The following is a 24,543-nucleotide window of genomic DNA, read 5'->3' on the forward strand; positions in this document are numbered from 1 at the left end:
CCTCCCATAAGTTGCTTGTTGCTATATAGTATAAACGTTTAGCAGGAGGAGAAAGTTACGATGTTGTTGGATTTATTACATAGCAATAGTTGCTTTTTTATTACTCTATTACCTGAACATTTCTAGTTGTTGTGAAGACTTCTGACTGTGAAGCTGGGATTCCATTGGCACGAATGAAACTAGAGTCCTTAACTTGAACCGCATATTCATCCGTGTAATCTGCTAGAAAAGTGACAATAATAATATTGCCCTCAACTACTGTGGTGTAATCGATCATGGGAATCAGTGTTGGGATGTTCAATTGGGACAGTTTCCTGATAATCAAGTCATTTGCATATAGTTCTTGATTAGTTGAATCAAGGTCTTGTGTAAATGGTATTTCGATCTGTTTGTTGATTTGGGGAATTTTTGTTCCAACTTCGAGTCTAACCTTCGGGGCCTCTGTATTCACTTGTGTGTTTCGTGTTGTAATGTACGTCCCTGACTGTGAAGCTGGGATTCCATTAGCCCGAATATACAAGGAGTCTCTAACTTGTACGGAATACTCGTCTGAGTATTCTACTAAAAAAGTTACAATTAATTTGTTGCCTTCGACAGCAGTAGTATAATCAATCATTGGAATCAGTGTTGGGATGTTCAATTTAGACAGTTGTCTGATTAACAAGTCATTTGCATATAGCTCTTGATCAGTTGTATCAAGGTCTTGTGTAAATGGAATTTCGATCTGTTTGTTAATTTGGGGAATTCTCGTTCCAACTTCGAGGCTTACTTTTGGAGCAACGACATTAACATCTTCTGCAAGTAATTCATAATTGGGTGAAATCTTACTCATAGAATATGTTCTTGCCATGCTTTCAGAGTTCTTCAGGATTATATAATCATCGTTATTGATAATTAATGAATCACTCGATGCGTTATCCGTATTAGCAGCAGCTGCAATTCCTCCACTTGAACTGATCAACAACATGCTTGCCAACAAAGTCATCATGACCTTTTTATGATCCACTTCCAAACCTCCCATAAGTTGCTTGTTGCTTTATAGTATAAACGTTTAGCAGGGAGAGAAAGTTACGATGTTGTTGGATTTTATAAGAGACTTTCTCTCTTAATTATTCTCTGTTATCTGAGTATTTTCTTGTATGTGTCTAATGGGATGCCCCTATGTCATCAAGAAACATAAATGATACAACTTTAACCTTAACTCAATGTTCATCGAGTACTCCATCAAAAAGTGATGACAATCTAATCCCAATCAATAGGTAATGTATGATTCATAATTGGAATCATTATAAGAAACTAGTTTTGATGCCAATGTTTAATCTCTAGAACTTAGGTTGCACTTTTTTTCTTCATCAATCTTGCACAAATAAGCACAAATGAAGATAACGATGTCTGCAAGTAAAGCTCACTTATTACAACGGAATATAAATAAAAAAGGACCAGAGAATAAATCCTCTGGTCCTTCCTTCAAAAATATTAGTTAGTGCTGATTGTTGTGTTTACAGCAACATTTTTGTTGTTGTGAACTACAGTAGCAGCAAATTGATCACCAGCAACATCATCATTACCAATGTTAACTTCAATCGAAGTACTAGTCACTAGGCTAGCAGTGTAAGTTTTAGCAACACCAGCTGTAGTGATAGTTACTTGATTATTAACAAGTGAAGTTACAGGTTGGCTCAGCGAAACTGTAAGTTTACCAGCTTCAGCATTTGCACCATTAGCAAATTCATAAGTAACAGCATTACCATTAGCTGGAAGTGCGTCTGCAGAAGTACCTGCCTCAGCTTTGTATGGCAAGCTAGTTTCATTAATAGCTGTAATCACATCTGCTTTTGTAGCATCTTCATTAATAGTAATCGTAGCACCGTTATTAGAAATTACTACTTTATCAGTTCCACCATTGGTTCTAGTGACAACAACATCAGCAATGTTGTTACCATTTGCACCTGCAGTGTTTGCAGCCAGTTTAATACCTGCAACATCAGCTGATGCAACAATTGCAGCTTTAGGAGCTGTAATTGCAGTTCCAGTTGCAATTGGGTTTGTTACACTTGCAGATGGAGCTGTAACAGTGTAAACGCTGGAATCAACAGCTTTAGTAGTTGTAGTTGCAGCTACAAGATACTTAGCATCTTTTACTTGAACAGAAATCGGCTTGTCAAGTGAAGATGTTTTTGTCAACAATACTTTTACTGTGTTACCAGTAACATCTGTAACTTCATAATCAGCAACTGGAGTCAATGCTGGAGTATTTGTTACAGACAAATCTTTAACAATGATATCATTTGCAATAGCATCTTGTGAAGTGTTAGCAATAAATCCTACGCTGTTTGTAAATGTAATTGTAAATTCTTGTCCTCCAGCAACTACTGCTCTAGTAGAAACTTCAGTTACACGAGGAGCTACAGCATTGTTAACTGTCATTGAAGCATTAGAAGACAAGTTAAGTTTGTTGTTTGAGTATGTCTCAACAGAGTTATTAGCAAACAGAGTTACAAGAGTTTGACCTGCTACTTCATCAGCAGTTTTCAATGTTACTTTGTTCTCATCAATGCTAACGGAAGCTGGGTACTTACCATCAATTTGGAAGTCGCTAACATTTGCAGATGCAACTACTTGGTTGAATGTCAACTCGAAAGTTTTAGCATCTTTTTGTACAGCGTTAGTCCATTTCAATTGGTTAGCAGCAGCATCTTTCAAGCTAGAAGCATCCAAGGATACTACTTGACCTGTTTTAGATTTCAATCCAGTTGCTACTACACCTTTAACGGATCCGTTCGGTCCGAATGTAACTTTAGTTCCATCGATGAACTCAGGGAACTGAAGTACTACGGATTTACCACCGTTAACTGCGTTTACGCTAACTTCAGTTGGAAGAGCGATGTTTTGAGCATTAGCACCGTTTTTCTCGAAGTTAATGTAGTAGTTACCTTTAGTGTTAACAGTTGCCAAGTCCATTTCGCGACCGAAGTTCAATGTTACTTTGCGAGCAGACTCATTGTAATCTGTAGAAGAGATGGAAGGGTTCGCAGTATCATTAGCTACGAATGTACCATTGAATTCTACCAATGTGTTTCTCAACGCTGTAGTGTCTTGAACATCAGCAACTTTCAAGTTATAAGTGCCAGTTGCAAGTGTGTTAAAGAAAGTAACATAGAAGATTTTGTTGGAAGAATCAGCTGCTACTACACTGTTTACTGGGATGACATCGTCACCTTTTTTAATAGTGAAGTATTTTTTATCAGCTGCACTTACAGCTTTGTCAAAACGAACTGTCAATGTGTTAGTACGATCTCCAAATGTAGTTTCAACTACTTGTGGACGAACCAAGTCAACAGTTGCATTGATTTTGTGTTCTTTCACAGCATTAACGTTACCGGAGTAGTCTTTAACTTCTACAAACAAAGTGGACTCATATCCTGGCAGACGGTTAGCTTGTGTGAATTGAACTTCATATACGTTAGAAGCAACTTGAGTTACTGTACCAGTTTTCTTAGTATCGCCAGACTTCCAGTAGAAGCTGTCGTTAGTTACAGAAGCTGGATCGATTTCTTCATCGAAAGTAACAGTTACTTTTTCAAGAGTAGCGGAGATTTCAGTCACTTTAGGACCTTCAGTATCAACAGCTACTGTGAAGTCAGTTGTTGCAGCCAAAGATTTCAAACCAGCGAAGTCTTCAACCAAAGAAGTTGTCAACTTGTGAGCACCTTCAGAGATCGAACCAGTGTAATCACGAAGGATTACTTCACGTTGGTTAGCACCTTGAGTTACAGAACCAACAAAAGCTTTGTCATCCAATTGGAAGTTGCTGCTTGTTGGAGCTACAACTGGCTCAGAGAAAGTTACTTTGATAACTTTAGTTCCCAGAGCTTTAACTTCTGCTACTGTAGGCAGAACATTGTCAGCAGATGTGAAGGAAACTTCACCTTGTGGCAATACTGTACCAGTAGAAGATTTCACGTTTTTAGCAACAACTTTGTAAGTTGTTCCTTGTACGAATTTGCTGGATTCATTCAGCAAGAGACGCGCTGTTTTACCGTCTTCCAACAAAGTGATCGATTTGATCCCTTTAGAGTTGGAATCGATGCTGTAGTTGTTTTTGTCAGTTGCAGTAGCTTTGTCTACTTTACCGTCAAAAGCAACGTCAACTTCTTTCAAGTTAACAGAAGAAGCGGATTGTACTTTAGTTGCAGCTTCTACAACATAAGTAACTTTTTCAGTGAAAGATTTTTCTTTGTAAGTAAATTTCACTTCAGTTTCTTTGTTAGCTTCAAGAGCTTTATCCAAAGTAACTTTTACAGTTTCGCCGTCGCTGATTTTGAATTCAACAACTTTTCCACCTTCAGTTACTGTGTAAGAAGTTACTTTCAAGCTTTGTGCTTCGTCAATTGCGTAAGCAGCGCCTACAAGCAATTCACGGGAAGCGTTAGCTGTGAAGTTAGTGTTTGCATCAACCAAACCAGCGTTGATTGCTGCTTGAACATAACCTTTAGCCCAAGCTGGAGCAGTGTTGTTTGTTTCAGCTGGGATTTCAAGATCCAATGCACGAGTCAGGATTGTAGCCATCTCGGACACAGTCACTTTACCGTTGAAGTCGAAGATTTTCTTCTCAACGTTTTTACCTTCCATGATACCAGCAGCAGTTACTGCTTCGATGTAAGGTACAGCCCAGTTTTTAGCTGTGTAGTTTTTGTCAGTGTAAGAAAGAGTTCCAGTGATCTCTTTCAGACCCAGCAATTTAGTGATAACTTTTGCAAACTCAGCGCGAGTCATGTCTTTGTCAAGACCTGCTGTACCATCCGGATAACCGTTGAAGATACCTTTTGCTTTCAATGCATCAAACTGTTGTTGCGGGGAAACTGCTGTGTCACCGAATGCTACAGATGCAAACATTGAGAATGCCATTGCTGTAGACAATGCTACGGATAAAATTTTCTTCATAACCTTTTTTTCTCCTCCTTGGGCGTTCATAACATTTGAATTTTCTTTAATAGGGTCGCTCGTATTCCTCATATATTGTTGCACCCCCTTTCCAGAGTTGTGAGCAAGTTAATATAAATGATGTCTGTGAGCATATCACAGAAACTTGTAAACTAGTTAATAAAGCAGAATCACACGTAAATAGAGTAGTTTCCTAATCCTACCTTACGTATTATACAATGGGTCTCTCGTGCCGTAAAGCAATTTTTTCTAAAAAATAGACAAGATTCTTCACGAGGTCATTCTTGGTAACAGGCCCAATGTTTTCGACTCTACACTTTAAACGCAGTAGATTTCAAAAAGTTGCGGATTGCACAAAAAAAGTTTTGATTTTTTTTATGTATAGGTCCAGTGCGGGTATTGAAGCCATTCAAAACCTTTTCAAACCGTTGATACAGCAGTGAATCTGGAATGGTGATCTCTGGTTTGTCTGTGCTACCAACGTTTATTTATACCCGCAACTTCAACCTATGAAGCGACAAAATTCACAAAAAATAAAATAAAAAAGCACCCCTATTGGGATGCTTTTCCTGCAGTTCTGGAAATATAAGTTATTTAATCTTCATCGCGAGTTCAATAATTTGAGCACGCATATTCGGATCACTGTTCAATCTCAGATACATATCGTCAATTGGTTGTCTGTTCTCACGGTACGTTTTCTCATGCTTCATCGTCGTGTGAGACCATTCAATCAACTCATTCTCAGCCAGAACCAGATTGTTATACGCATCATGGAAGCCAGTGGACTGTACAAGCCCTTCCATAACTTCCTGAGAGATCTCCTGAGTCTTGCGTGTATCTTCCAACTTTTTCTCCAGAATGACTGCCTGCTTCTCAAACTGTGTCTTTGCCTTCATGTAGCCCAACTGGGCTTTCGAATAAATCGGTTTCATAGCTAACTTCACCCTCTAGATCATTGTGTATTTACCGTTATTGTATCTTAAACTCTAGCAAATTACAAAAATAGTTATTGGTAAAAATTCTGTTTCTTCTATTATAAAAGTACTCTATGTCAATTCATTGACAGCCATGAAAAGGACCTGCCCCTTTAGAGTAAGGGACAGGTCCTTCCTAAATTGCATCGATGTATCAAATGAATTAACTCAAGGTTTTAGGGAAAACTTTGGTGCTCTTCTTGAGCAATTCTACTGCAATTTTACCCGCTTCTGCACGTGTCAGATTTCCTTTCGGGTTGAATGCAAACTGTTGCTTGCTCTGACCTGCTACTGTGACTGGAGATCCCTCCATAATTTTAGCCTTCGTAACCGCTTGTATCGCTGGTCTTGAATAAGCTTCCATGCTTCCTGAGTCAATAAAGGATTTGGCCAATGCACTAGTTAACTTACTATCATTGCTTGCTAACTTTAACTCAAGAGCTCTTGCGATCATTACAGCTGCTTGCTCACGTGTAAGAGGTTGATCTGGACCAAAGTTTCCGTCCGTAAGTCCTGATACAATACCTGCTCTGGCTGCCGTTTCAATACTTGCATAGTCCCACGTAAATGAACTTGTCCCTGCGCCTACATCTGTAAATGTAGGTTTATTATCCGAAGTAATCGGCAAGTTCAATCCTTTCACGAGAATGGTAGCAAATTCGCCACGGGATGCACGATCATCTGTTCCGAATTGTTCGAAACGAATCGGTTGCATGAAACCTTTGGCATACAGTGCATTCAGAATATTTCTAGCCCATCCATGATTCGTGATGTCGTTGTAACTTCTTCTTAATTTCATGACTTTATAATATCCGAACTGATCAAATGGCACAGTAACTGTGTGTTTCTTGGAATCCACTTCTCCACCAATTCGTTTCCACTCGCGTCCTGGTGTGTAATAGAAGACGGAAATAGTCGTTCCAGCATCATCTACTACATTTGAATCATAGGTCAGTGTCAATGTTCCACGCTGTGAAGGCTTGATTGTACGCTCCGCTGGTACCTTAACATCTCCGTATAGAGCGTCAGGTGTATACGGTCCGATACCATTCGTCGGCGCTTTATACGTTGTTGAATCTCTTGAACCATATTCGCCCAGACCACCGCTGACCCAATAAATATCAGAAATTGGACTGAAGTTCAATGTATCTCCTACAATGGCAGAAAATCTTCTGAAGTATTCTTCTTGTACATCGAAGTTGACTGGGTCACCCTCACCTCTCTCTGCACCTACGCCCATGACAGTACCATAATCATTGCGACGCTCTACAATACCATTATTGGGATCTGCGATACCAAAGAGAAGTTTATTGTCTGGATAAAATTTCTTGATTCCGCGAATATCAGTACTTTCCATAACTGTACCTTTCGGGAAACTCAATTCCAGCTTTTTATTAAAGGCTGAATACTTATTAGCTACTTTCGGAGCCATGTATTGGGAATCTATACCTGGACTTGTTGTGTAGAATACATCAATAGTGTCGGTGGTTGTTACACCATCACGGTTAATGGTTAGTTTAATTTTATTAGATTTGTCCGGCTTCAACCCTACATAATCCAGGACAAAGCGATCTGTCTCTACACCTTGCAGCTTCTGTGCAGGTTCTTTATCAATGATAACCCCTGTTGCACCTTCTGCTTCGATGTCAAAATGAACAAAGTTCTTATTTACAACTACACGATCACCTGAAGTCGGTTTAGGTGATAAAATACGGTATCCAGTTACTTCTTTAACAATTTCAAGTTTCTGACTGGTCTTCGCTCCCGTCCGATTGAAGAGGTCTAGTGTATAGATATACGTTCCTGGTGTATCCATTTTGAGATTACGCAGACGAATAACAAAGTCCTGTTGGCGACCTGCTCTGTCAACTGTAACAGTACCATTATCCAGTGCATACTGAGGATCAATCTTGGCATTGTCCCAACTTGCCGTGTTTCCATCTGGAATATCCTGATCGAATATCTTCTGAGTCCCCATGCTCAAACTCATCCGTGTCGCACCTGCTCCGCGAATGACAATATCAAAGTTCTTCAAGCTGGTGGTGATTTTATTATCAGCATACACAAACTCTGGTGACATATTGAACGCATCTTTGACCCATTGTGCATCCTGGTCTAATGGTTCAATAAATTCTGGTCGACCTTTCGTAATTGCAGGTTGGAAGTTTCGAATGTTCGAAATATTATTATCATTAATATAGATTCGAAGTTCCTTAGATACCTCTTTAAGTTGTCCGTTCTCATCCTTAGTTGTTCCTGTCAGCACAATTCGGTTCTCACCGAAAAATAACAAGCCATCGGGTTCTCCAATAGGAATGATCACGTTATTAATTGTTCCATCTGCCCCCAGGTTCAACTTGCGTGGGAAATCCGTATTTCCGCTACCCTCAGTAGAATATGCTTTTGTACCGTTGGCAAAAATTTCAGCTACAAAATATGGACTGCTAAGCGTATCAAATCCAATGTACTGACCCAGGATTGAAACTCCTGTGGCATTGTCTTTCAAATCATGAGTTTGACCATCAGTAAGATTTTCTACAGAGATAAAGCTCTTTGAAGCGAATGAAATCGTTGCATTCCGACCTGTGGTCGATCCGGAATACTTAAATTGAACAACTTGATTTCCCGTTTTGAACCCTTTAATCTCGTAAATATTTTTTGTAGTATCTGTTGCACTAAGCGGACCTACATGGTTCACGATAATTGTGCTTGTTCCTCTAGGCAGATAGTCCGCAACCAAAGTTTTTGGATCACTCGGTGCTCTGCTAGTCTCCACTAAAATATAAAAGTTCGATCCACTCACACTGGCACCATCAAGAGGTATTCCATCTGGAACAGTACCAGACCCATTGTAGTCTCTAAGATACTTCAATCCTGTAATTACAACTGCATCTTGTACATATTCAAAATTCATACTTGTTGTAACTTTTTTAGCCCCATAGTCTACCGATAGACTATGATTCTGTAATCGGTCAGGAGCTCCGTTGAATGTGATCGGGTTAATATCAAAGGAAATTAGGACATAAGCCGGTGTGTTTTGTCCCACGCTAGGGATATGTTCCACATTTACATTACTTACACCCGTGTTCCCATTTCCATCGACATCAATGACCGGAATTTCAGTAACATCAGCTCCCGGAAGCAATAACTGTGCTTTCACATTGGCACTAGCAGGAGTGCCTCCATAGGTTGGTCTAGCTGATGAAAGCATACTCTGCGGCAGCCCGTTTGCACCTTCAATTAAATCCAACTGAGTGAATGGTTTTGTTTCATCATAATATAACAAAGAATAATTAAATACTTTCTTATCGACGCCACTCTCAATCGTCATTCTTAGGGTATTCTCACCTGATTTTAGTGTCAGTACCGGAGAGAAGAATGTACCATCCTGCAATAGTGATGTAGGCAGCTCCGAGCCACCATTCAACGATATCGTTACTTTGGATGAGTTCTGCGCAACACCTTGAATTGTAACTTCGCCGGTGTTAACCACAACCTGAGATCCCTCATTCAAGTTGAGGTTATCCGCTCCACCAAGGACTTGCAACTTCTCAATGTATGGGACGGAATCGTATAAAATATAAAAACTCTCAGAGCGTTCACTTGGTCCTTGGGAACCTGTAAACGTAATTTTATTCATCCCTGGGAACAGTGTAATGGTTGATCTAAACCGATTATCCGGTCGATTAGGATCAACAGTTACTACCCCTGGTGCAACACGTGTACTATCAGGAGTCCAAGTGTCACCTTTGAGATTCATCAGCTGAACATTCACACCGAGTGTTGAACCTGTAACATTCGTGAATGTTCCTGTTAAAACCTGTTCCTTTCCTGTAACAACAAAAGCTGATGTACGAGACAACACATCCGCATTGGCACTGTTTCCGCTCAACTTCAGTCCTACTGTATCTTTCAATTGGACATTCCCAGCATTGTCAGGAGTAAAGTAACTTGTCTGTCCCGCCGCCGATGCAACTGGTGCATAGCCAGCAGGAATCAGAGTTACTACCAGCGCTATCAGCATTAGCCAAACAATTGGCTTTTTCATACGCAGCATTAAATATCATCTCTCCTCTTTTAAGTCAGTTACCTTTATATATCGGCAAAAAGATCCAATTATTTAGTAAAAATCTCAAAATAAACAAAAAACCTTATCCACAAGGGATAAGGTTGGGTCTGGAATAATATTCAAGAATAGCTATAACCATTACATTTATCTATTTATGATTTCGAACGGGTCTCCGGATTCAGCTTGACGCGCATGCGCATCAGGAAGTTAATAACCGGTCTTCTCGTTTTGCTAACAAGCCCGATGACTTCTGCTCCCACCTGGAGGAAGAACATCATGATACAGATGACCACAAATGTTACCCAGTTCGCTTCAAACATGGCAGCGGAAGATTGGATAATCGCCAGAACTCCGAAGAACGCGGCAATTCCGTATATGATCAGCACCGTCTGACGGTGACTGAATCCAAGTTCACGCAAGCAGTGATGCAGGTGACCTTTGTCCGGTGCGAAAATCGGTTTCCGCTGTACCGCACGACGGATAATCGCGAAGAAGGTATCCGAGAGCGGCACACCGATAATGATCAGCGGTGTAATAAAGGACACGATAGCAATTTGTTTGAATCCCAGCATGGACAGCATCGCCAGAGAGAAACCAAGGAATAGTGATCCGGTATCCCCCATGAAGATCTTGGCCGGGTGGAAGTTGAAGAATAGGAATCCGATAATACTACCCAGCAATACAAGACACATCAAGGCAATCATCATGTTACCCATCAGGAAGGACATCACGGCAATGGTACCAATTGCAATACCAGATACACCGGCAGCCAGACCATCCAGACCATCAATCAGGTTAATCGCATTGGTTACACCAACGATCCAGAAGATCGTCAGCGGAATAGATACCCAAGCTTCGAGTGAAGAGTAGGAATCCTGAAACGGAATGTTAACGAAATCTACCCGGATATTAAATCCAAATACAACGACAGAAGCAGCAACGATCTGACCAAGCAACTTCACTTTGGCTGACAGTTCAAACCGATCATCGAGTGCGCCGATCAGCACGATAATTGTTCCGCCAATCAGAAACGCGCTGACAAAACTCATATCCCGAGTCGTGAACCATGCCGATACAAACGGAAGCAATGCAGCAACTGTAATAATAAAGGCCAGGAATATCCCCAGACCACCAAGACGTGGCATGATCCGTGTGTGTACTTTACGTGCATTCGGCGTATCCATTGCGCCAATGCGGACTGCGAACTTTTTGACAAGTGGTGTCAGGGCAAGAGCCAGTCCCATTGACACGATAAATCCAATGATAAAGATCGCTACCATTTGAACATTCGACCCCCAATTATAATACCTGTACGAAATTATAAATCCCCTGATCTCTTTTTATATATAAAAAATTATTTGTTAGTCACTTTTGATGAAAAATGCAATTTGCACCAGAACGGAGAGGGCAGAAATAACCTGTAGAAGCGAAGCGTTCGCCTACAAGCTTTCTGAAAGAAAGCTACATCGTAAGCATATGCTATCGCGGGATTTCAACCTTGTAAAGGTGGATAAAAGAAATCCAGAGATAACAGCGATCAAAAGGTTATTCTGACATCGAAGTGGCCGTATGCAACAACTTCCGTTTTTCATGGAGTGGCACACATGTAATCCGGAATGAATTATACGCTCATCACACCCGAAAAGCCATCCTCAATTTCTAGCAAAAACACGCATTTATCTCGCAATTACCTGTTTTTAACGGACTTTCGTCACGTTTTCTTTGTCACGTATCACCTTAACAGCGAATTTCGGAAGCGCAAGCATCCGTCCAGCCCGGCTTGGTTCACGCAATAAGCGATAGAACCACTCCAGTCTTAACTTTTGGAACAGCATAGGCGCACGTTTGGTTTTGCCCGAAATCACATCAAAGCTGCCGCCAACGCCCATGGTTACAGGAACCTGTAGTGCATCTTTGTGCTTGTGAATCCACGGTTCTTGGGTGTCCGCCCCACGTGCTACAAACAACAGATCAGGTGCCGCTTCCCGAATAGAAGCGATGACCTGTTCATCCTCAGCCGGACCAAAATAACCGTCGCGATAACCCACAATTCGAATCGCCGGATATTGCTGTTGTAACCGAACTGCCGTTTCTTGAATCACCTCAGGGGTGGAACCAAGCAGATATACGCCCCATCGATAGTTTTCTCCAACACGCAGCAATTCATGTAAAAGCTCAAAACCCGGCACTCGCTCAGCTACAGGATCTCCACAATAGTTTGCAGCCCATACGACACCTGTTCCATCAGGAACAATCAATTCCGCAGCTTGCATGACTTCCATGATTGCGGGATTTTCCAATGCGGCCATAACCATAATTGGATTGGCTGTAATGACCTGATGTGGTGTCTGCTTGGATAGCACAGCTTCCTGGAGAACCTTTACCGTTTCTTTCATCGTCAGTTTGGAAAAAGGAATGCCGTAGATCGAAACGGTAGGTATTGATCCGGTCTGACTCATCTTTATCTCATCCTTTGCGGCCTAAATAGTTAATAATCTGCTGTGCAGGCACTCTGGCTTCCTGCTTCAGTTGGGTGATGCCTTCTTCATGTTCCTTCAACCACTGTGAACGTTGATCCAGCAGTCCAACAACAGTCTTAGCGAGTTTGTTCCCATCGAGTGTATCCGTATTGCCTGCTGGTTCACTGTCCAGACGAAGCAGGAATTGATCAATTTTCGGATCATACGAGATACCCACCGGAGGCACATATTGCGAAGCCGCATAGATCAGACTGTGCAGACGCATACCGATGACAAGATCACACTTGCTGACTTCCTCCAGCATAAGCTGAGGGTCGGTCAGATCTTCTGTGATGCTAATCTCGCTGCCTTTGCTGGTCACATCACCTAGCATTTCCATAAGGAATCGTGATGCCTGTTCATCCACTGGCAGATGAAATGGTAGAAAACGCAAGTGCACGGCTCTTTTGGAGCACAGCTTTTTCAATCCGGCGGCAATAGCCGTAAGTTCCTTCCGGTCTGACTCCCAGAAACGTACCGATACGCCGATCACAGGAAGCTTGGTATGTCCTCCAGTTGAAGGTTCCACTCGATTAGCTTGAGTAGCAGCATTTGCTGAGACAGCACCTGCGCCCCTCTCAACTTTTGTTTCAGGTAATGGCAAACCCATTACGGGGTCGGGTACAACATGGATCTGATTCCACTGTAACCCGAGCCCACGCAGGTAGTCTGCAGATTGTTCATCCCGAACGGATACATAGGTGCAGGTCTTGAAGACTGATTTGATCATCGGATTAAAAATTTTACGATTCACAGGGCCAATCCCCTGTGCATAGATAAACGTTGGTTTTTTCAGCCACTGGGCCAGCTTGATTACACCCAGATAATAAGGAATGGATTTCAGTCCAGTTGCATCCTGTAATAGACTTCCCCCGCCACTGATTAACCCGTCGCTCTCCTTGAGTGCTTCACGGACTTCCTTCAATTTCATACGATGCACGGAGCGCACACCGTACATGGCGGTTGTCGACTCGGGATCACCCGAGAGAACAATAGGTTCAATCGTTATGTTCGACCTTTGGCTTTCCTCTTCCAGCGCTGTCAAAATCGACTTTAGCACCGCTTCGTCTCCGCTATTGCGGAATCCGTAATACCCCGAGATGACTAACTTTTGAGAAGTGGTGACCATTTTTTCCAACATCCTTCCGCTACTTGCCACACACCCACAGCAATGATACCGAAGATTAAGCCAAGTCCCAATCCCATCACTCCACGAATGAGTGACAATACAGCCGGCGTATGGATATGCGCGAACGTATCCACCATGGACAACTGTCCAATCGCTGCAATAATGAGCACAAAGATGACTTTACGATATTTTAAAGCGGCGAACACGCCGACGATAAACAGCGGGTGTCCCAGCATAAATTCTTTGAATCTCGGACGTACACCGAACGTATCTTCCAACGTGGTACGAAGGAACATCTCTAATGGTGTTACTGAACCCGAGTTGCCTGTACGGCTCAAGTAATAGTACCCAACAACGGCAGCAACAAGCGCCAAAACAACCATTAACACATTAATTGGCATACGAAGCATTTCTTTAATTTTCTTAATAGAGAATGAACCCGAGCCACGATAAAACACAATATAGATCGCTACCAGTGCCATAGGTGCAAAGTGCAACAGACTCACGCCGCGGAACTGGTTAATGACCAGACTGTACGTAATGCTGTTAAGCAACGCGATGACAAAAGGTACCGCCAGGAATGACAGAATCGAAGTTCTTACATATAACACCAACGTTTGTTTCAAACGACGACCCGCAGATGCGTCGGGTTGACGCTGTTGCTGATAGTTCACTGTACGAACGGCCAGCACCATCGCTATGGTCGGCGCGGCGATTGCCACAAGCAAGGCAATTCCTTGCTCCAGCAGCGTTGGTTTCAAGAGGAACAATCCTGCACTACCCACCAAAGCAACCACAAATGCGATCAAGGTCAGTAGTGGGATGAAATAAGAAACCATAAGTGCAATCATCGCAATTGCACCAACAAGAGCAACCAGTTTGGCATAACGCTGAATCGAAGAATCCTTAACTGTAAATGCCTCAGCTTGTCCTAACTCGAATCCATGCTTCGCCATGCGTTCTACGGCATGACCCGGCTCACCCAGGCTGTTGATCAGATTCTCAATTGGATCTGTAATCATGGCCTTTGCTGTATTCCGGCTTGGTGATGCATTCATATAGAGCATACGAATGTTGCGATCCTTGGTTGCGAGAACAAAACGGTCAGCAATCGTGTCTACGTCCAGATTGGCATCGCCATCACTAAGCGAGTACAGACGCGTAACGTTGTAATCCGTTTTATACGCAAGGGTCTGGAATCCAGATTGCGGTTTCTTCAAGTTCTCGATGGCTGCAAGACCAATATTGTGCTTGTTCAGCAACTGTGCGAATTGGTCGAGACTTTTCATGTCTGCATTATCATTGTACCCTTTCACAGCATCACCATCAAACAAGATACGCTTTACGCCATTCTCTTCGAAGAAGGTAAGCAAGCGCTCCATCGATTCCTGGCTGTATGGCACACTGTCCGAGATCCGCGGCAAAATGTAGAAACCTTTATCACGCAGCATCTTCACGGCAACCGGATCGGGCTGCAAAGGCTGCATGTTGGCATTCTCCGGAGGAGTCTGCAATATTAAGCCGCTACGACCTTCATATTCCCATGGTACTACCGGAATCTGCCGATCAGCGAACGTTTGTTCAATAATAGGGGTATACGTCTGTGCGTTTTCCTCCGATGTAAATAACACATACGTGTAATTTGCATTAGAAGGGATCACATCTTTAGTCAGGTTCGCGAGATCCTGGCCGTTATATACCATTAGTCGGCGTGTCTTTCTCAGCTCGTCCAATGTACTTTCGAACACAGCCATCGTTGTTACGCCTGCGTCTTTTAGACGAGTCAATTGTTCATTCATGAAATCTTGCGGATGTGCCTGATACGCTGAGATATCCAGCAGTCCTCGATAGTTGAAAACAAGTTCCACCTTTTTGGCAGAAGATTCTGTCTGCACCCGATCACTGATGACAGGGATGGACGCGACCAGACCGATAATAACGACGAGCCACAACCACTTCCGAGAAGCGTTATTCCAATAAAGCCATTTTTGACGCACTACATGTACCTCCTCAAGTGTTGGAACCAAATGCACGTTCAGCTCAAGTAATTCGTTCATTTAACATTTATACAATAGGTTACAAACAGCTTGTGTCAACAAGCCCTCTTATATGCTATATAGATTGAACTAAAGCATTATTTACACTCGCCACTTCGATGGCAGAACAACCTCCGATCGCTGTTATCCCCCGATTTTTTTGATTCACTTTTAATAAAGGTGAAAATCTGGTGATAAAGGCGAACGTTTCACTTCTTCAGGTTATTTCTGCCCTCTACGTTCTCGTGTAAATGTTCAGTTCAATTTATATAGATCCATCTGTAATATTATTTCAAAGAAAAACCCCTCCGCCAACCAACCTTACGGTGCGGAGAGGCCTTCTCATGTTCTTGCTCATTGTTGCATTCGTATTATTGTGCGTCTACACGCGACATCACTGTAGTCACCAGACGCTCGATCCGGCTTTCCGCATCTTCCAAATTCTCTCCACGCACGGCGAAGTATACTTTGATCTTCGGTTCTGTTCCTGAAGGGCGCAAGCAGAACCATGAACCATCTGCCAAAATGAACTTCAGTACGTTCTCCTTCGGAAGACCGTCCAGACCAAGGGAATAGTCCAGCACATCTTGTACCGCAATTCCCGCTACTTCTTGTGGCGGATTGGAACGCCAGTCCGTCATTTTGGCTTGAATCTGAGCTACGCCGTCTTTGCCTTTCAGCGTACGGGACTCCAGCTTCTCCAAGAAATATCCGAATTGGTTGTAGAGCTCTTGCAAGACATCATACAACGTCTTGCCTTGGCTCTTATAATACGCAGCTGCTTCAGCAATCAGCATCGAGGCAAGGACAGCATCCTTGTCACGGGCATAGTTGCCTGAAAGGTAGCCATAACTCTCTTCATATCCGAACAAGAATGTATGACTGCCTGTTGCTTCGAAATGGTTCATTTTTTCACCGATATATTTGAAGCCTGTCAGTGTGTTCATCACTTCTGCACCGTAATGTTCAGCAATGACAGCACCCATCTCACTTGTTACGATTGTTTTGACAACCGCACCGTTGCTTGGCAGTGTACCTGTCTCTTGCAGGCGACTGAGCAGGTAATGTACCATAATCGCACCAGACTGGTTACCAGACAAGACGAAATATTTGCCATCGTTGTCTTTCACGACAGCACCCATACGGTCTGCATCCGGATCTGTTCCGATCAGAATGTCAGCGCCTACGGATTCTCCCAGCTTCATTGCAAGCGTAAACGCTTCGCGTTCTTCCGGGTTAGGGGATTTCACGGTAGAGAACTCAGCATCTGGCTGTTCTTGTTCAGCCACAATGTGCACTTGCTCGAATCCGATCTGCTCCAGCACGCGACGTACAGGGATGTTGCCTGTTCCGTGCAGCGGTGTGTAAACGATTTTGAAATCACGGCCTATGCCAGATTGAATCAGTTCGCGGCTCAGACTGCGGCTTGCTACGGTATCCACAAACGCTTGATCTTGGTCTTCACCCAACCAGATCAGGAGCCCTTGAGCTTCTGCTTCTTCTTGCGTCAGTTTCTTCACGTCAGCAAGGGAAGGCACTTCTTGGATGTACTGAATGACTTTTTCCGCTTCATCCGGTACCAATTGACCGCCCTCATGATTGTAGACTTTGTAGCCGTTATATTCCGGTGGGTTATGGCTCGCTGTTACAACAATTCCGCCAGTTGCCTTCTGATGACGCACCGCGAATGACAACTCAGGAGTTGAACGCAGGGATGGGAACAGCTTGGCTACAATGCCGTTCCCAGCCAGTACAAGCGCAGCATCCAGTGTGAATTCAGGTGAGAAATGACGGGAATCATGAGCAATGACAACAGAAGGTTTGCCTTCTTGGTCACCATGCTGCTCAAGCAAATAACGCGCAAATCCTTGCGTTGCCCGACCTACGGTGTAGCGGTTCATCCGGTTGCTTCCGGCACCAATGACTCCGCGCAATCCACCTGTACCAAACTCCAGGTTTCTGTAAAAACGTTCCTCCAGCTCTTTCGGCTGATCCTGCAAGTCACGAAGCTCCTGTTTCGTTGCTTCATCAATCGAAGCATCCTCCAACCATTGCTGCAACGTCTCTGCTGCTGCTGTGCTTAACTGTTCCATTCCGATAAACCCCTTCCGTCTATATAAATTCAGGTGTGCTGAGTTACTTCAGCATCTTGCATCATTCGGCCCGACTACGTTCCTGCATGATGTAAATGCTCACATATGTAATCAGCTTGGGTCAGACAGTGCAAACATGATCTCGCCTTCAGCGACCACTTTGTCGTTCACTCGGGCAGTTGCTTTACCTTTACCAATAGAACCCTTCAGACGTGTAATCTCCACTTCCAGAATCAACGTATCTCCGGGCACAACTTGTCCACGGAATCGGAAGTTGTCCAGTCCCGCCAAAAAGCCGATTTTTCCTTTGTTGCCTTCCAAATTCAGAATGGCTACTGCACCAACTTGCGCCAGCGCTTCTGTAATCAGTACACCCGGCATTACCGGATACTCTGGGAAATGACCAATGAAGAAAGGTTCGTTAATGGTTACGTTTTTCAAACCAACGGCACGTTTGCCATCCTCAATCTCTAGAATCTTGTCCACCAGCAGAAACGGGGGGCGGTGCGGGATGATTTCTTGAATCTGTTTGATATCGAGCACAGTGTAATCTCCTCTCGGGATGTTTATATGAGCGTTCTTCATCATGGATTGACTCTTAGCGTTACGGTGGTCGTTACGGTTACGGATCGTCCCTCTGATCGCTGTTGTCTCCGAATTTTTTTGATCAACCTCAGAGAGGTCAAAATTCGGTGACAAAGGCGAGCGCTTCGCTTCTTCTGAACGATTCCGTTCCCTCCACTTACTTCGGTGCTGCAAGGTCAACCCCCACATGATCAAGTCGAAGCTCATATAAAAGGTTTTTAATTTAAATTTTGTATGGAAAGCATATTTTCGGTTAACACTAGTTATATCCTTCATGACTGCAGTAGTGAAGGTTAAGATAAGGGGTCTCTCTTCGCGATGACGAATGTCTTTCGCAGGGGAGGCCTCTTTTGTGACGTCAAACGTCATCCATCATTATACTGTTTTCAACGTCAAAAAGAAAACTCCTGCCTGCGCAGGAGTTTTCGCTTAACTCGTTACATTATGGAGCGAATACCAGATTATATACATGTTCCCATGTACTCCATTGCCATACGGAACCGATATCTTGTTTGCCCAGTACCACATATCCAGCTACCATTCCGCCAGCGAGGGCAAGAACAAGCAGGACCGGAACCAGGAACCATCTTGCGATGCGCCATCCACTCTTCTTCTTCTTGACTTCCTTTTTCTCCGGCTTACTGTTCTGCTGCTGTGTTTCTGTCATCACATTCACCTTTTACGCTCTCATATTGTTGGCAAGACCCAACATGGAATCACTTGAAGTTAGCGCCTTTGCCGCCAGCTGATATGTCCGCTGTCCTTGCATAAGCAAAGACATCTCCTGTGTCAGATCAACATTGGATTGCTCCAGAAATCCTGGACGGATCAAGGCCGCTGCTTGACGTGTAGCTGCATTAGCGCCAAATACATCATCTTCGGTTAATCCCGCATCCAGACCAAACAGGTTATCCGCAAACTGCACCAGCCCCTCAGGACGTTCAATGTCTACCACTTGCAGCTGTGCTCCAATGGTTGCGTTTGCCGCATTACCGCGTCGGATTAACAGGTTGCCATTTTCATCAAAAGCAACTTTGCTATTATTTGGTGCCGTAATACGATTGCCTTGACGATCCAGGGCAAAGTGGCCTTCGCCATTGACCATCACCATCATATCAGGTGAATTCGGAGTAGGCTTAGGTCTTGTATCAGGTACAAAATGAAATGCACCCTGACGTGTCCACATTTTCTCCCCATTCGCTTCAACTGCAAACATCGCATTTCCCTCAATGGCCAGATCGGTCGGAAGGCCAGTCTCGTTCATGGGGCCTTGAGACATATCCTTCGTTACATCTGCCAAGCGAGCACCGAAACCGAGGTTATATCCCATCGGTGTGGAACGTCCATCCAGTTTGTACTTGTCCGGTTGTTGTTGAACCCGGGTCAGCACATCCTCGAATGCCGCCTGCTTGCTCTTATAGCCTGCCGTATTCACGTTGGCAATATTATCGGAAATGACATCCAGACGCTGCTGTATGGCAGTCATGGAAACCTTGGCACTAATCATGGAATTATTCATTGGTGGTATACCCTCCCTTGTGTCCTGTCCACCCTCCCAAACCCTCCCTAGTAGGGAGGGCCCCAGATGGCGCTGCCCTCTGGACTCCCGAAACAGGCGGATTAGGTAAGTGGGGTACGATCTTGCTAAGTGGCGGTGGTGTATGTGCGCCGCGACTGCCGTGCTATGATTCCCGCCATAGTTTCACATGGCTGAATCATAGCACGGCACGCTCTTTATGCGGCGTGTAGCTACGCGTGGTCTCTTCCTTGCTTTGCTTCGCAAAGGGCTGTCGAGACCATCGCTGCGCTCAGGTACTGCCACGCATTCCTCGCATAGGCTCGGTTGCGTCTAGGCTCTTGCGCTCCGCGGGGTCTCTTCCTTGCTTTGCTTCGCAAAGGGCTGTCGAGACCGTCGCTGCGCTCAGGTACTGCCACGCAATCCTCGCATAGGCTCGGCTGCGTCTAGGCTCTTGCGCTCCGCGAGGTCTCTCCCTACTTTGCTCCGCAAAGGGCTGTCGTGACCGTCGCTGCGCTCAGGTATTGCCACGCAATCCTCGCATAGCTCGGTTGCGTTTGGTTTGCGCTTCGCGTGAGCCTCTCTGCTTTGCTGCGCAAAGGGCGTTTGGCTCTCCGCTGCGCGGTTATATTTAAACGTCGGCGTTATACACGCCCGACTTCATTGACGGCTTTATCCAGACTGCGGTCGTAGAATTGTACGATCTTCTGGTTTGCTTCATACGCACGGAATGCGGCGTTCATATCAACCGTTGCCTGTGAGGCATCCACATTGGAACCTTCCAGGTATCCCTGACGGATCTGCACATTATCACCGGCAGCCATCATCCGGGACGTTGCCCCGTTTGCATCGCTGAGACTGAAATTGCCATTACCTTGACGAACCAGTTGATTCGGCTGGTCAATGACACTAATGCCAAGAGTAACCCCTGTTGGTGCACCCGTTGCTGCATCTACCAAACGGCCTTGCTCATCCACTTTAAATTGCTCCACAGAACCTGTCAACACTACAGGTTGTCCATTATTATCCAACACTTGTGAACCTGTTGAACTCAGCAATTGTCCCGTTCCAGTGATCTCGAAGTGACCATCGCGTGTATATCCGGTGTTACCTTCTGCATCCTGAACTGTAAAATACGCCTGAGGCTGGTAAGTCACCGTGCCGTCGGCCCGTACAAATTTGCCTGATGCGTCAAACGGGACAGGTTGTCCAGTCTGCGGATCATTGACCGTCATATTGGATAAAATGGAAAAATCATTTTTCTGCCCAGTCTCCATAATGGTCCCCTGCAAATTCATGGACAAACTCTCTTCCGCGAACACCCCCGTGTTCAGCTTGCCCAGCCGCTTTGTTGGAAGATTTGCATCTCCGCCTACCAAAGTAATGAGCATTTCCGGGAAGGAACGGCTTACGCTGTTCACCTGTTTGTATCCCGTGGTGTTCATATTTACGATATTCTGTGTTGCTGTGTCATGGCGGCGTTGTTGCGTAATCATTCCCGCAGTAGCGGTGTACAGACCTCTTAACATGAATTAACCCCTCTCCTCAAGCGCTTGACCTGCATCACAGGTTGGCTGCTTGTCCGTTCTGCTTTCCGAGCATGGCGAACCTTTGCTATTTATATCGGCAGATTAGAACTTTTTCTTAACCACCTGATCCAAATTATTAAGCATTATGCCTGTCCCCTTCACGACACAGTGCATCGGATCTTCCGCAACCCATACCGGTACATGCAATTCATTGGACAAAAGCTCGTCCAGTCCGTTCAGCAACGCACCTCCGCCAGTCAATACAACACCACGGTCGATAATGTCCGCTGACAATTCAGGCGGTGTACGTTCCAATACCGATTTGGCTGCCACGATGATGGATTGCACGGAATCCCAAAGTGCTTCCTGTACTTCATTTCCCGATATCGTTACGGTAACAGGAAGGCCGGATACCATATCGCGTCCGCGAATGTCCATCTCCGTTTGATGTCCACCCGGATGTACGGTACCAATCGCAATTTTGATATCTTCAGCGGTCCGTTCACCGATCATGAGCTTGTACTTGGCTTTGATAAACTTGATAATGGCTTCGTCGAACTTGTCCCCTGCGACTTTAATAGAAGAGGCGGTGACCACGTCGCCCATAGAAAGGACTGCAACGTCAGTCGTACCGCCGCCGATATCCACGACCATATTGCCGCTCGGCTGAAAAATATCCATTCCCGCACCGATCGCTGCCGCTTTCGGCTCTTCTTCCAGAAACACTTCTTTGGCACCGCTGCGTTCTGCCGCCTCACGGATGGCCTTCTGCTCCACGGAAGTAATGTTCGTTGGTGCACAAATCAAAATCCGAGGGTGGCTGTACCAGCTTCTTGCACCCACACGATTAATGAAATGTCTGAGCATCGCTTCTGTAATCTCGAAGTCCGCAATAACGCCGTCACGCAGCGGTCTAATGGCAACAATGTTACCTGGAGTACGCCCCACCATACGACGCGCTTCTTCCCCAACAGCAAGGACACGCTTCGTATCTCTTTCAATGGTCACGACGGAAGGTTCATCGAGGACAACCCCACTTCCTTTCACGTGAATAAGCACGTTGGCCGTGCCAAGATCAATACCGATATCCTTGCTAAACATAAAAGAGCCCCCAAAGTGATATTATTTGGTCAGCGTATCCTGTGAAAAAGAGTCCCTTATCACGTCACCGCTCGTTCGACAAAGTGCAACATATATATGTAAAAATCGGGCTGATAAGATGTCATAATTCGATCCTGTACCAGCATTTAACATATCATACTTCAGGGGAGGGATTCAATGCATGTGTGAGCTTTTTGGCCTACGTCTTTGTGAAGATGCTTACGATTTGGCGGAAGCCAACACCTCACGTTTCTTGCCACTCGTTTTTTTGTATTTAATTTTGGTCGCTTCACCGCCCCGCAAATGGCGGATGGACTTGTGATACTCCAAAATGTGTTTCACCTGGTCAGCAAGATCAGGGTTGATTTCCGGCAGACGCTCCGTCAGATCCTTATGCACAGTACTCTTTGACACGCCGAATTCTTTGGCTATGGTACGGACCGTATTCCTCGTCTCAACAATGCAGCGACCAATTTTGATGGTCCGTTCCTTGATGTAATCGTGCACGCTCCCGCCTCCCTACTGTGTGGATAGTTTGGTACATTATATGAGGAGCATGCCTATATATTCGCGGTTTAGAGGTGTGACAAGCTTCGAAGGTCCCATTATTTTCTGAAAAGCACAAAAAGAGCAGAGGTTTAACCCCCTGCCCGTCATGTTGCTGCGGTAAAATTCATTTATTTTTCCGGAAGATATCCTTGCGGGTTAACCGGCTGTCCGTCTTCGTACACTTCAAAGTGAAGATGGTTGCCAAGCGTTTTACCCAATTCATTGACGCCAGCGGATGCAATCGCATCTCCCTGTTTCACTTCGTCGTCCTGTTTCACTTTGACGTCTGCCAAGCTTTGGTACACCGTCTTCAGGTTATCGCTATGTGTGATTTCCACAACTTGACCTGTGAGCGGATTTTGCTCAACCCGGGTAACTTTACCGGCGAGTGCTGCTTTGACTTCAAACGTTTTGTTATCCCCACGTGCCAGATCCACACCCGTGTTCGGGATGAATGTATCATTGTACTGCACCATTGCCGCTTCATGTTCCTCGGTTGAAGCTTCGCTATCATAGAAAGGTTTCACTACCGAAATTTCGGACGGTACCGCTACCGGCCATACAAAATTCTCCGACTTTGCAACAACTTCCACACTTTCTTCTTCTCCACCTACTGCTGTTCCTTCTGTACCCGCCGATGCGCCTGTTTCTACTACCCCGCTAGCAGGGTCCGAGTTTAGCGTTTTGTCGCCTGTGCCCTGATAGACCCACACTAAGGTTAGTATAATGCCTGCTGCTGCGATGTAGGCTGCCGGGAAGACCCAGCGTTTGGACATTGCTCTTTTCCATGAAGAGGGCTGACTAGCCGGTACTCCTTGAGTTGTTTTAGGAGTTTCTTCTTGGTTTGTTTTTTTGTTTTGTTCATTCATGTTAATCACCTCAGTAACAAGTGTTACCGGGTGCAACTCTTTTATACACGCGCGACTCTAATTATTTTCACGGAGGTTTCAGAGAGTGCTATATATGGAGTGTGTGTGCAGCTAGTTGGTGCGCCGCTTCGGGGCCAGAAAACCTTTCGACCGCTGGTTACTACCAGATTTCTTCTATCACCTTCTTCAAAGGTGAAATCCGGTAGTAAAGGCGGACGCTTCGCTTCTACAGGTCTTTTCTGTCCCCTGCGCTCCCCTTACGGCTAGCACTCTCCGCATATATAGCCAAATCTCGAAAGCTCCGGAATGGGTGTTGGTAGACTGGTCCGGATTGGCTGTAGTTGCCAATCCTTCTATGAAGTGCATTTATCGGTGAGAGAAAGGATATAGGATGTGACTGGATAATGCAGATTTAAACCGCCCAGGTTCTTTGAAAGTGAGATGTGAGATTAGAGATAGACAAGGCACGCCAATACTGACTGTTCCATCTAACATCTAGATTTGAAAGAAGCTAAATCATGAAAATGGTTACAGTATAGTTAGAAGTTGCTTGGTAGACAGGGAACATAAATCAATTTTTTAACCTTAGGGCTTGGAAACTTGATTTCAACGTTCTGGTTCTGGTTCGGC

16 protein-coding genes are annotated in these 24,543 nt (G+C 44.6%); all 16 read right to left on the reverse strand.

The features are described from left to right. Positions 1-100 precede the first annotated feature (100 nt). Positions 101-1,006: a hypothetical protein gene (locus C161_RS00610; RefSeq protein ID WP_036667759.1), complete on the reverse strand. Its 906-nt coding sequence runs from the start codon at positions 1,004-1,006 to the stop codon at positions 101-103. Positions 1,007-1,476: 470 nt separating this feature from the next. Next, positions 1,477-5,016, reverse strand: coding sequence for an S-layer homology domain-containing protein (locus C161_RS31285; RefSeq protein ID WP_051449519.1), 3,540 nt, complete (start codon positions 5,014-5,016; stop codon positions 1,477-1,479). A 518-nt stretch (positions 5,017-5,534) separates the two neighbouring features. Continuing rightward, positions 5,535-5,876, reverse strand: coding sequence for a hypothetical protein (locus C161_RS00620; protein ID WP_036612519.1), 342 nt, complete (start codon positions 5,874-5,876; stop codon positions 5,535-5,537). A 205-nt stretch (positions 5,877-6,081) separates the two neighbouring features. Then, entirely contained in the window at positions 6,082-9,975 is a 3,894-nt protein-coding gene (locus C161_RS00625) for an S-layer homology domain-containing protein (protein ID WP_036667760.1), read from the reverse strand. 164 nt (positions 9,976-10,139) lie between these two features. Next, on the reverse strand, positions 10,140-11,267 hold the full coding sequence (locus C161_RS00630) for a glycosyltransferase family 4 protein (protein WP_036667762.1): 1,128 nt from the start codon (positions 11,265-11,267) through the stop codon (positions 10,140-10,142). 417 nt (positions 11,268-11,684) lie between these two features. Continuing rightward, a complete protein-coding gene (locus tag C161_RS00635) occupies positions 11,685-12,446 on the reverse strand; it encodes a WecB/TagA/CpsF family glycosyltransferase (protein ID WP_036612525.1) in 762 nt (253 codons plus the stop codon). A gap of 7 nt (positions 12,447-12,453) precedes the next feature. Beyond that, positions 12,454-13,635: a polysaccharide pyruvyl transferase CsaB gene (gene csaB / locus C161_RS00640; RefSeq protein ID WP_036612527.1), complete on the reverse strand. Its 1,182-nt coding sequence runs from the start codon at positions 13,633-13,635 to the stop codon at positions 12,454-12,456. Continuing rightward, positions 13,611-15,632, reverse strand: coding sequence for a DUF5693 family protein (locus C161_RS00645; RefSeq protein WP_017691953.1), 2,022 nt, complete (start codon positions 15,630-15,632; stop codon positions 13,611-13,613). Before C161_RS00645 ends, csaB begins: the two co-directional genes overlap by 25 nt. A gap of 410 nt (positions 15,633-16,042) precedes the next feature. Further along, entirely contained in the window at positions 16,043-17,764 is a 1,722-nt protein-coding gene (locus C161_RS00650; RefSeq protein WP_036667763.1) for a phospho-sugar mutase, read from the reverse strand. Positions 17,765-17,875: 111 nt separating this feature from the next. Continuing rightward, positions 17,876-18,307 (reverse strand): 3-hydroxyacyl-ACP dehydratase FabZ, encoded by a 432-nt coding sequence (gene fabZ, locus C161_RS00655; RefSeq protein WP_036613058.1) that lies wholly within the window; start codon positions 18,305-18,307, stop codon positions 17,876-17,878. Positions 18,308-18,791: 484 nt separating this feature from the next. After that, entirely contained in the window at positions 18,792-19,016 is a 225-nt protein-coding gene (locus C161_RS00660) for a DNA-directed RNA polymerase subunit beta (protein WP_017691949.1), read from the reverse strand. Between the two features lie 12 nt (positions 19,017-19,028). After that, positions 19,029-19,868, reverse strand: a complete 840-nt coding sequence (locus C161_RS00665; protein WP_036612538.1) for a flagellar hook-basal body protein — start codon at positions 19,866-19,868, stop codon at positions 19,029-19,031. Positions 19,869-20,509: 641 nt separating this feature from the next. Next, a complete protein-coding gene (locus tag C161_RS00670) occupies positions 20,510-21,394 on the reverse strand; it encodes a flagellar hook-basal body protein (protein ID WP_036667764.1) in 885 nt (294 codons plus the stop codon). 102 nt (positions 21,395-21,496) lie between these two features. Next, positions 21,497-22,495, reverse strand: coding sequence for a rod shape-determining protein (locus C161_RS00675; RefSeq protein ID WP_036612542.1), 999 nt, complete (start codon positions 22,493-22,495; stop codon positions 21,497-21,499). Between the two features lie 219 nt (positions 22,496-22,714). Next, entirely contained in the window at positions 22,715-23,002 is a 288-nt protein-coding gene (gene spoIIID / locus C161_RS00680) for a sporulation transcriptional regulator SpoIIID (protein ID WP_024632710.1), read from the reverse strand. A gap of 170 nt (positions 23,003-23,172) precedes the next feature. Further along, the gene (locus C161_RS00685; RefSeq protein WP_036667765.1) at positions 23,173-23,913 is read right to left on the reverse strand and encodes a M23 family metallopeptidase; all 741 of its coding nucleotides are present in this window, start codon (positions 23,911-23,913) and stop codon (positions 23,173-23,175) included. Between the last annotated feature and the right edge of the window lie 630 nt (positions 23,914-24,543).

The sequence above is a fragment of the Paenibacillus sp. FSL R5-192 genome, from assembly GCF_000517845.1.
Taxonomy (GTDB): Bacteria; Bacillota; Bacilli; order Paenibacillales; family Paenibacillaceae; genus Paenibacillus; species Paenibacillus amylolyticus.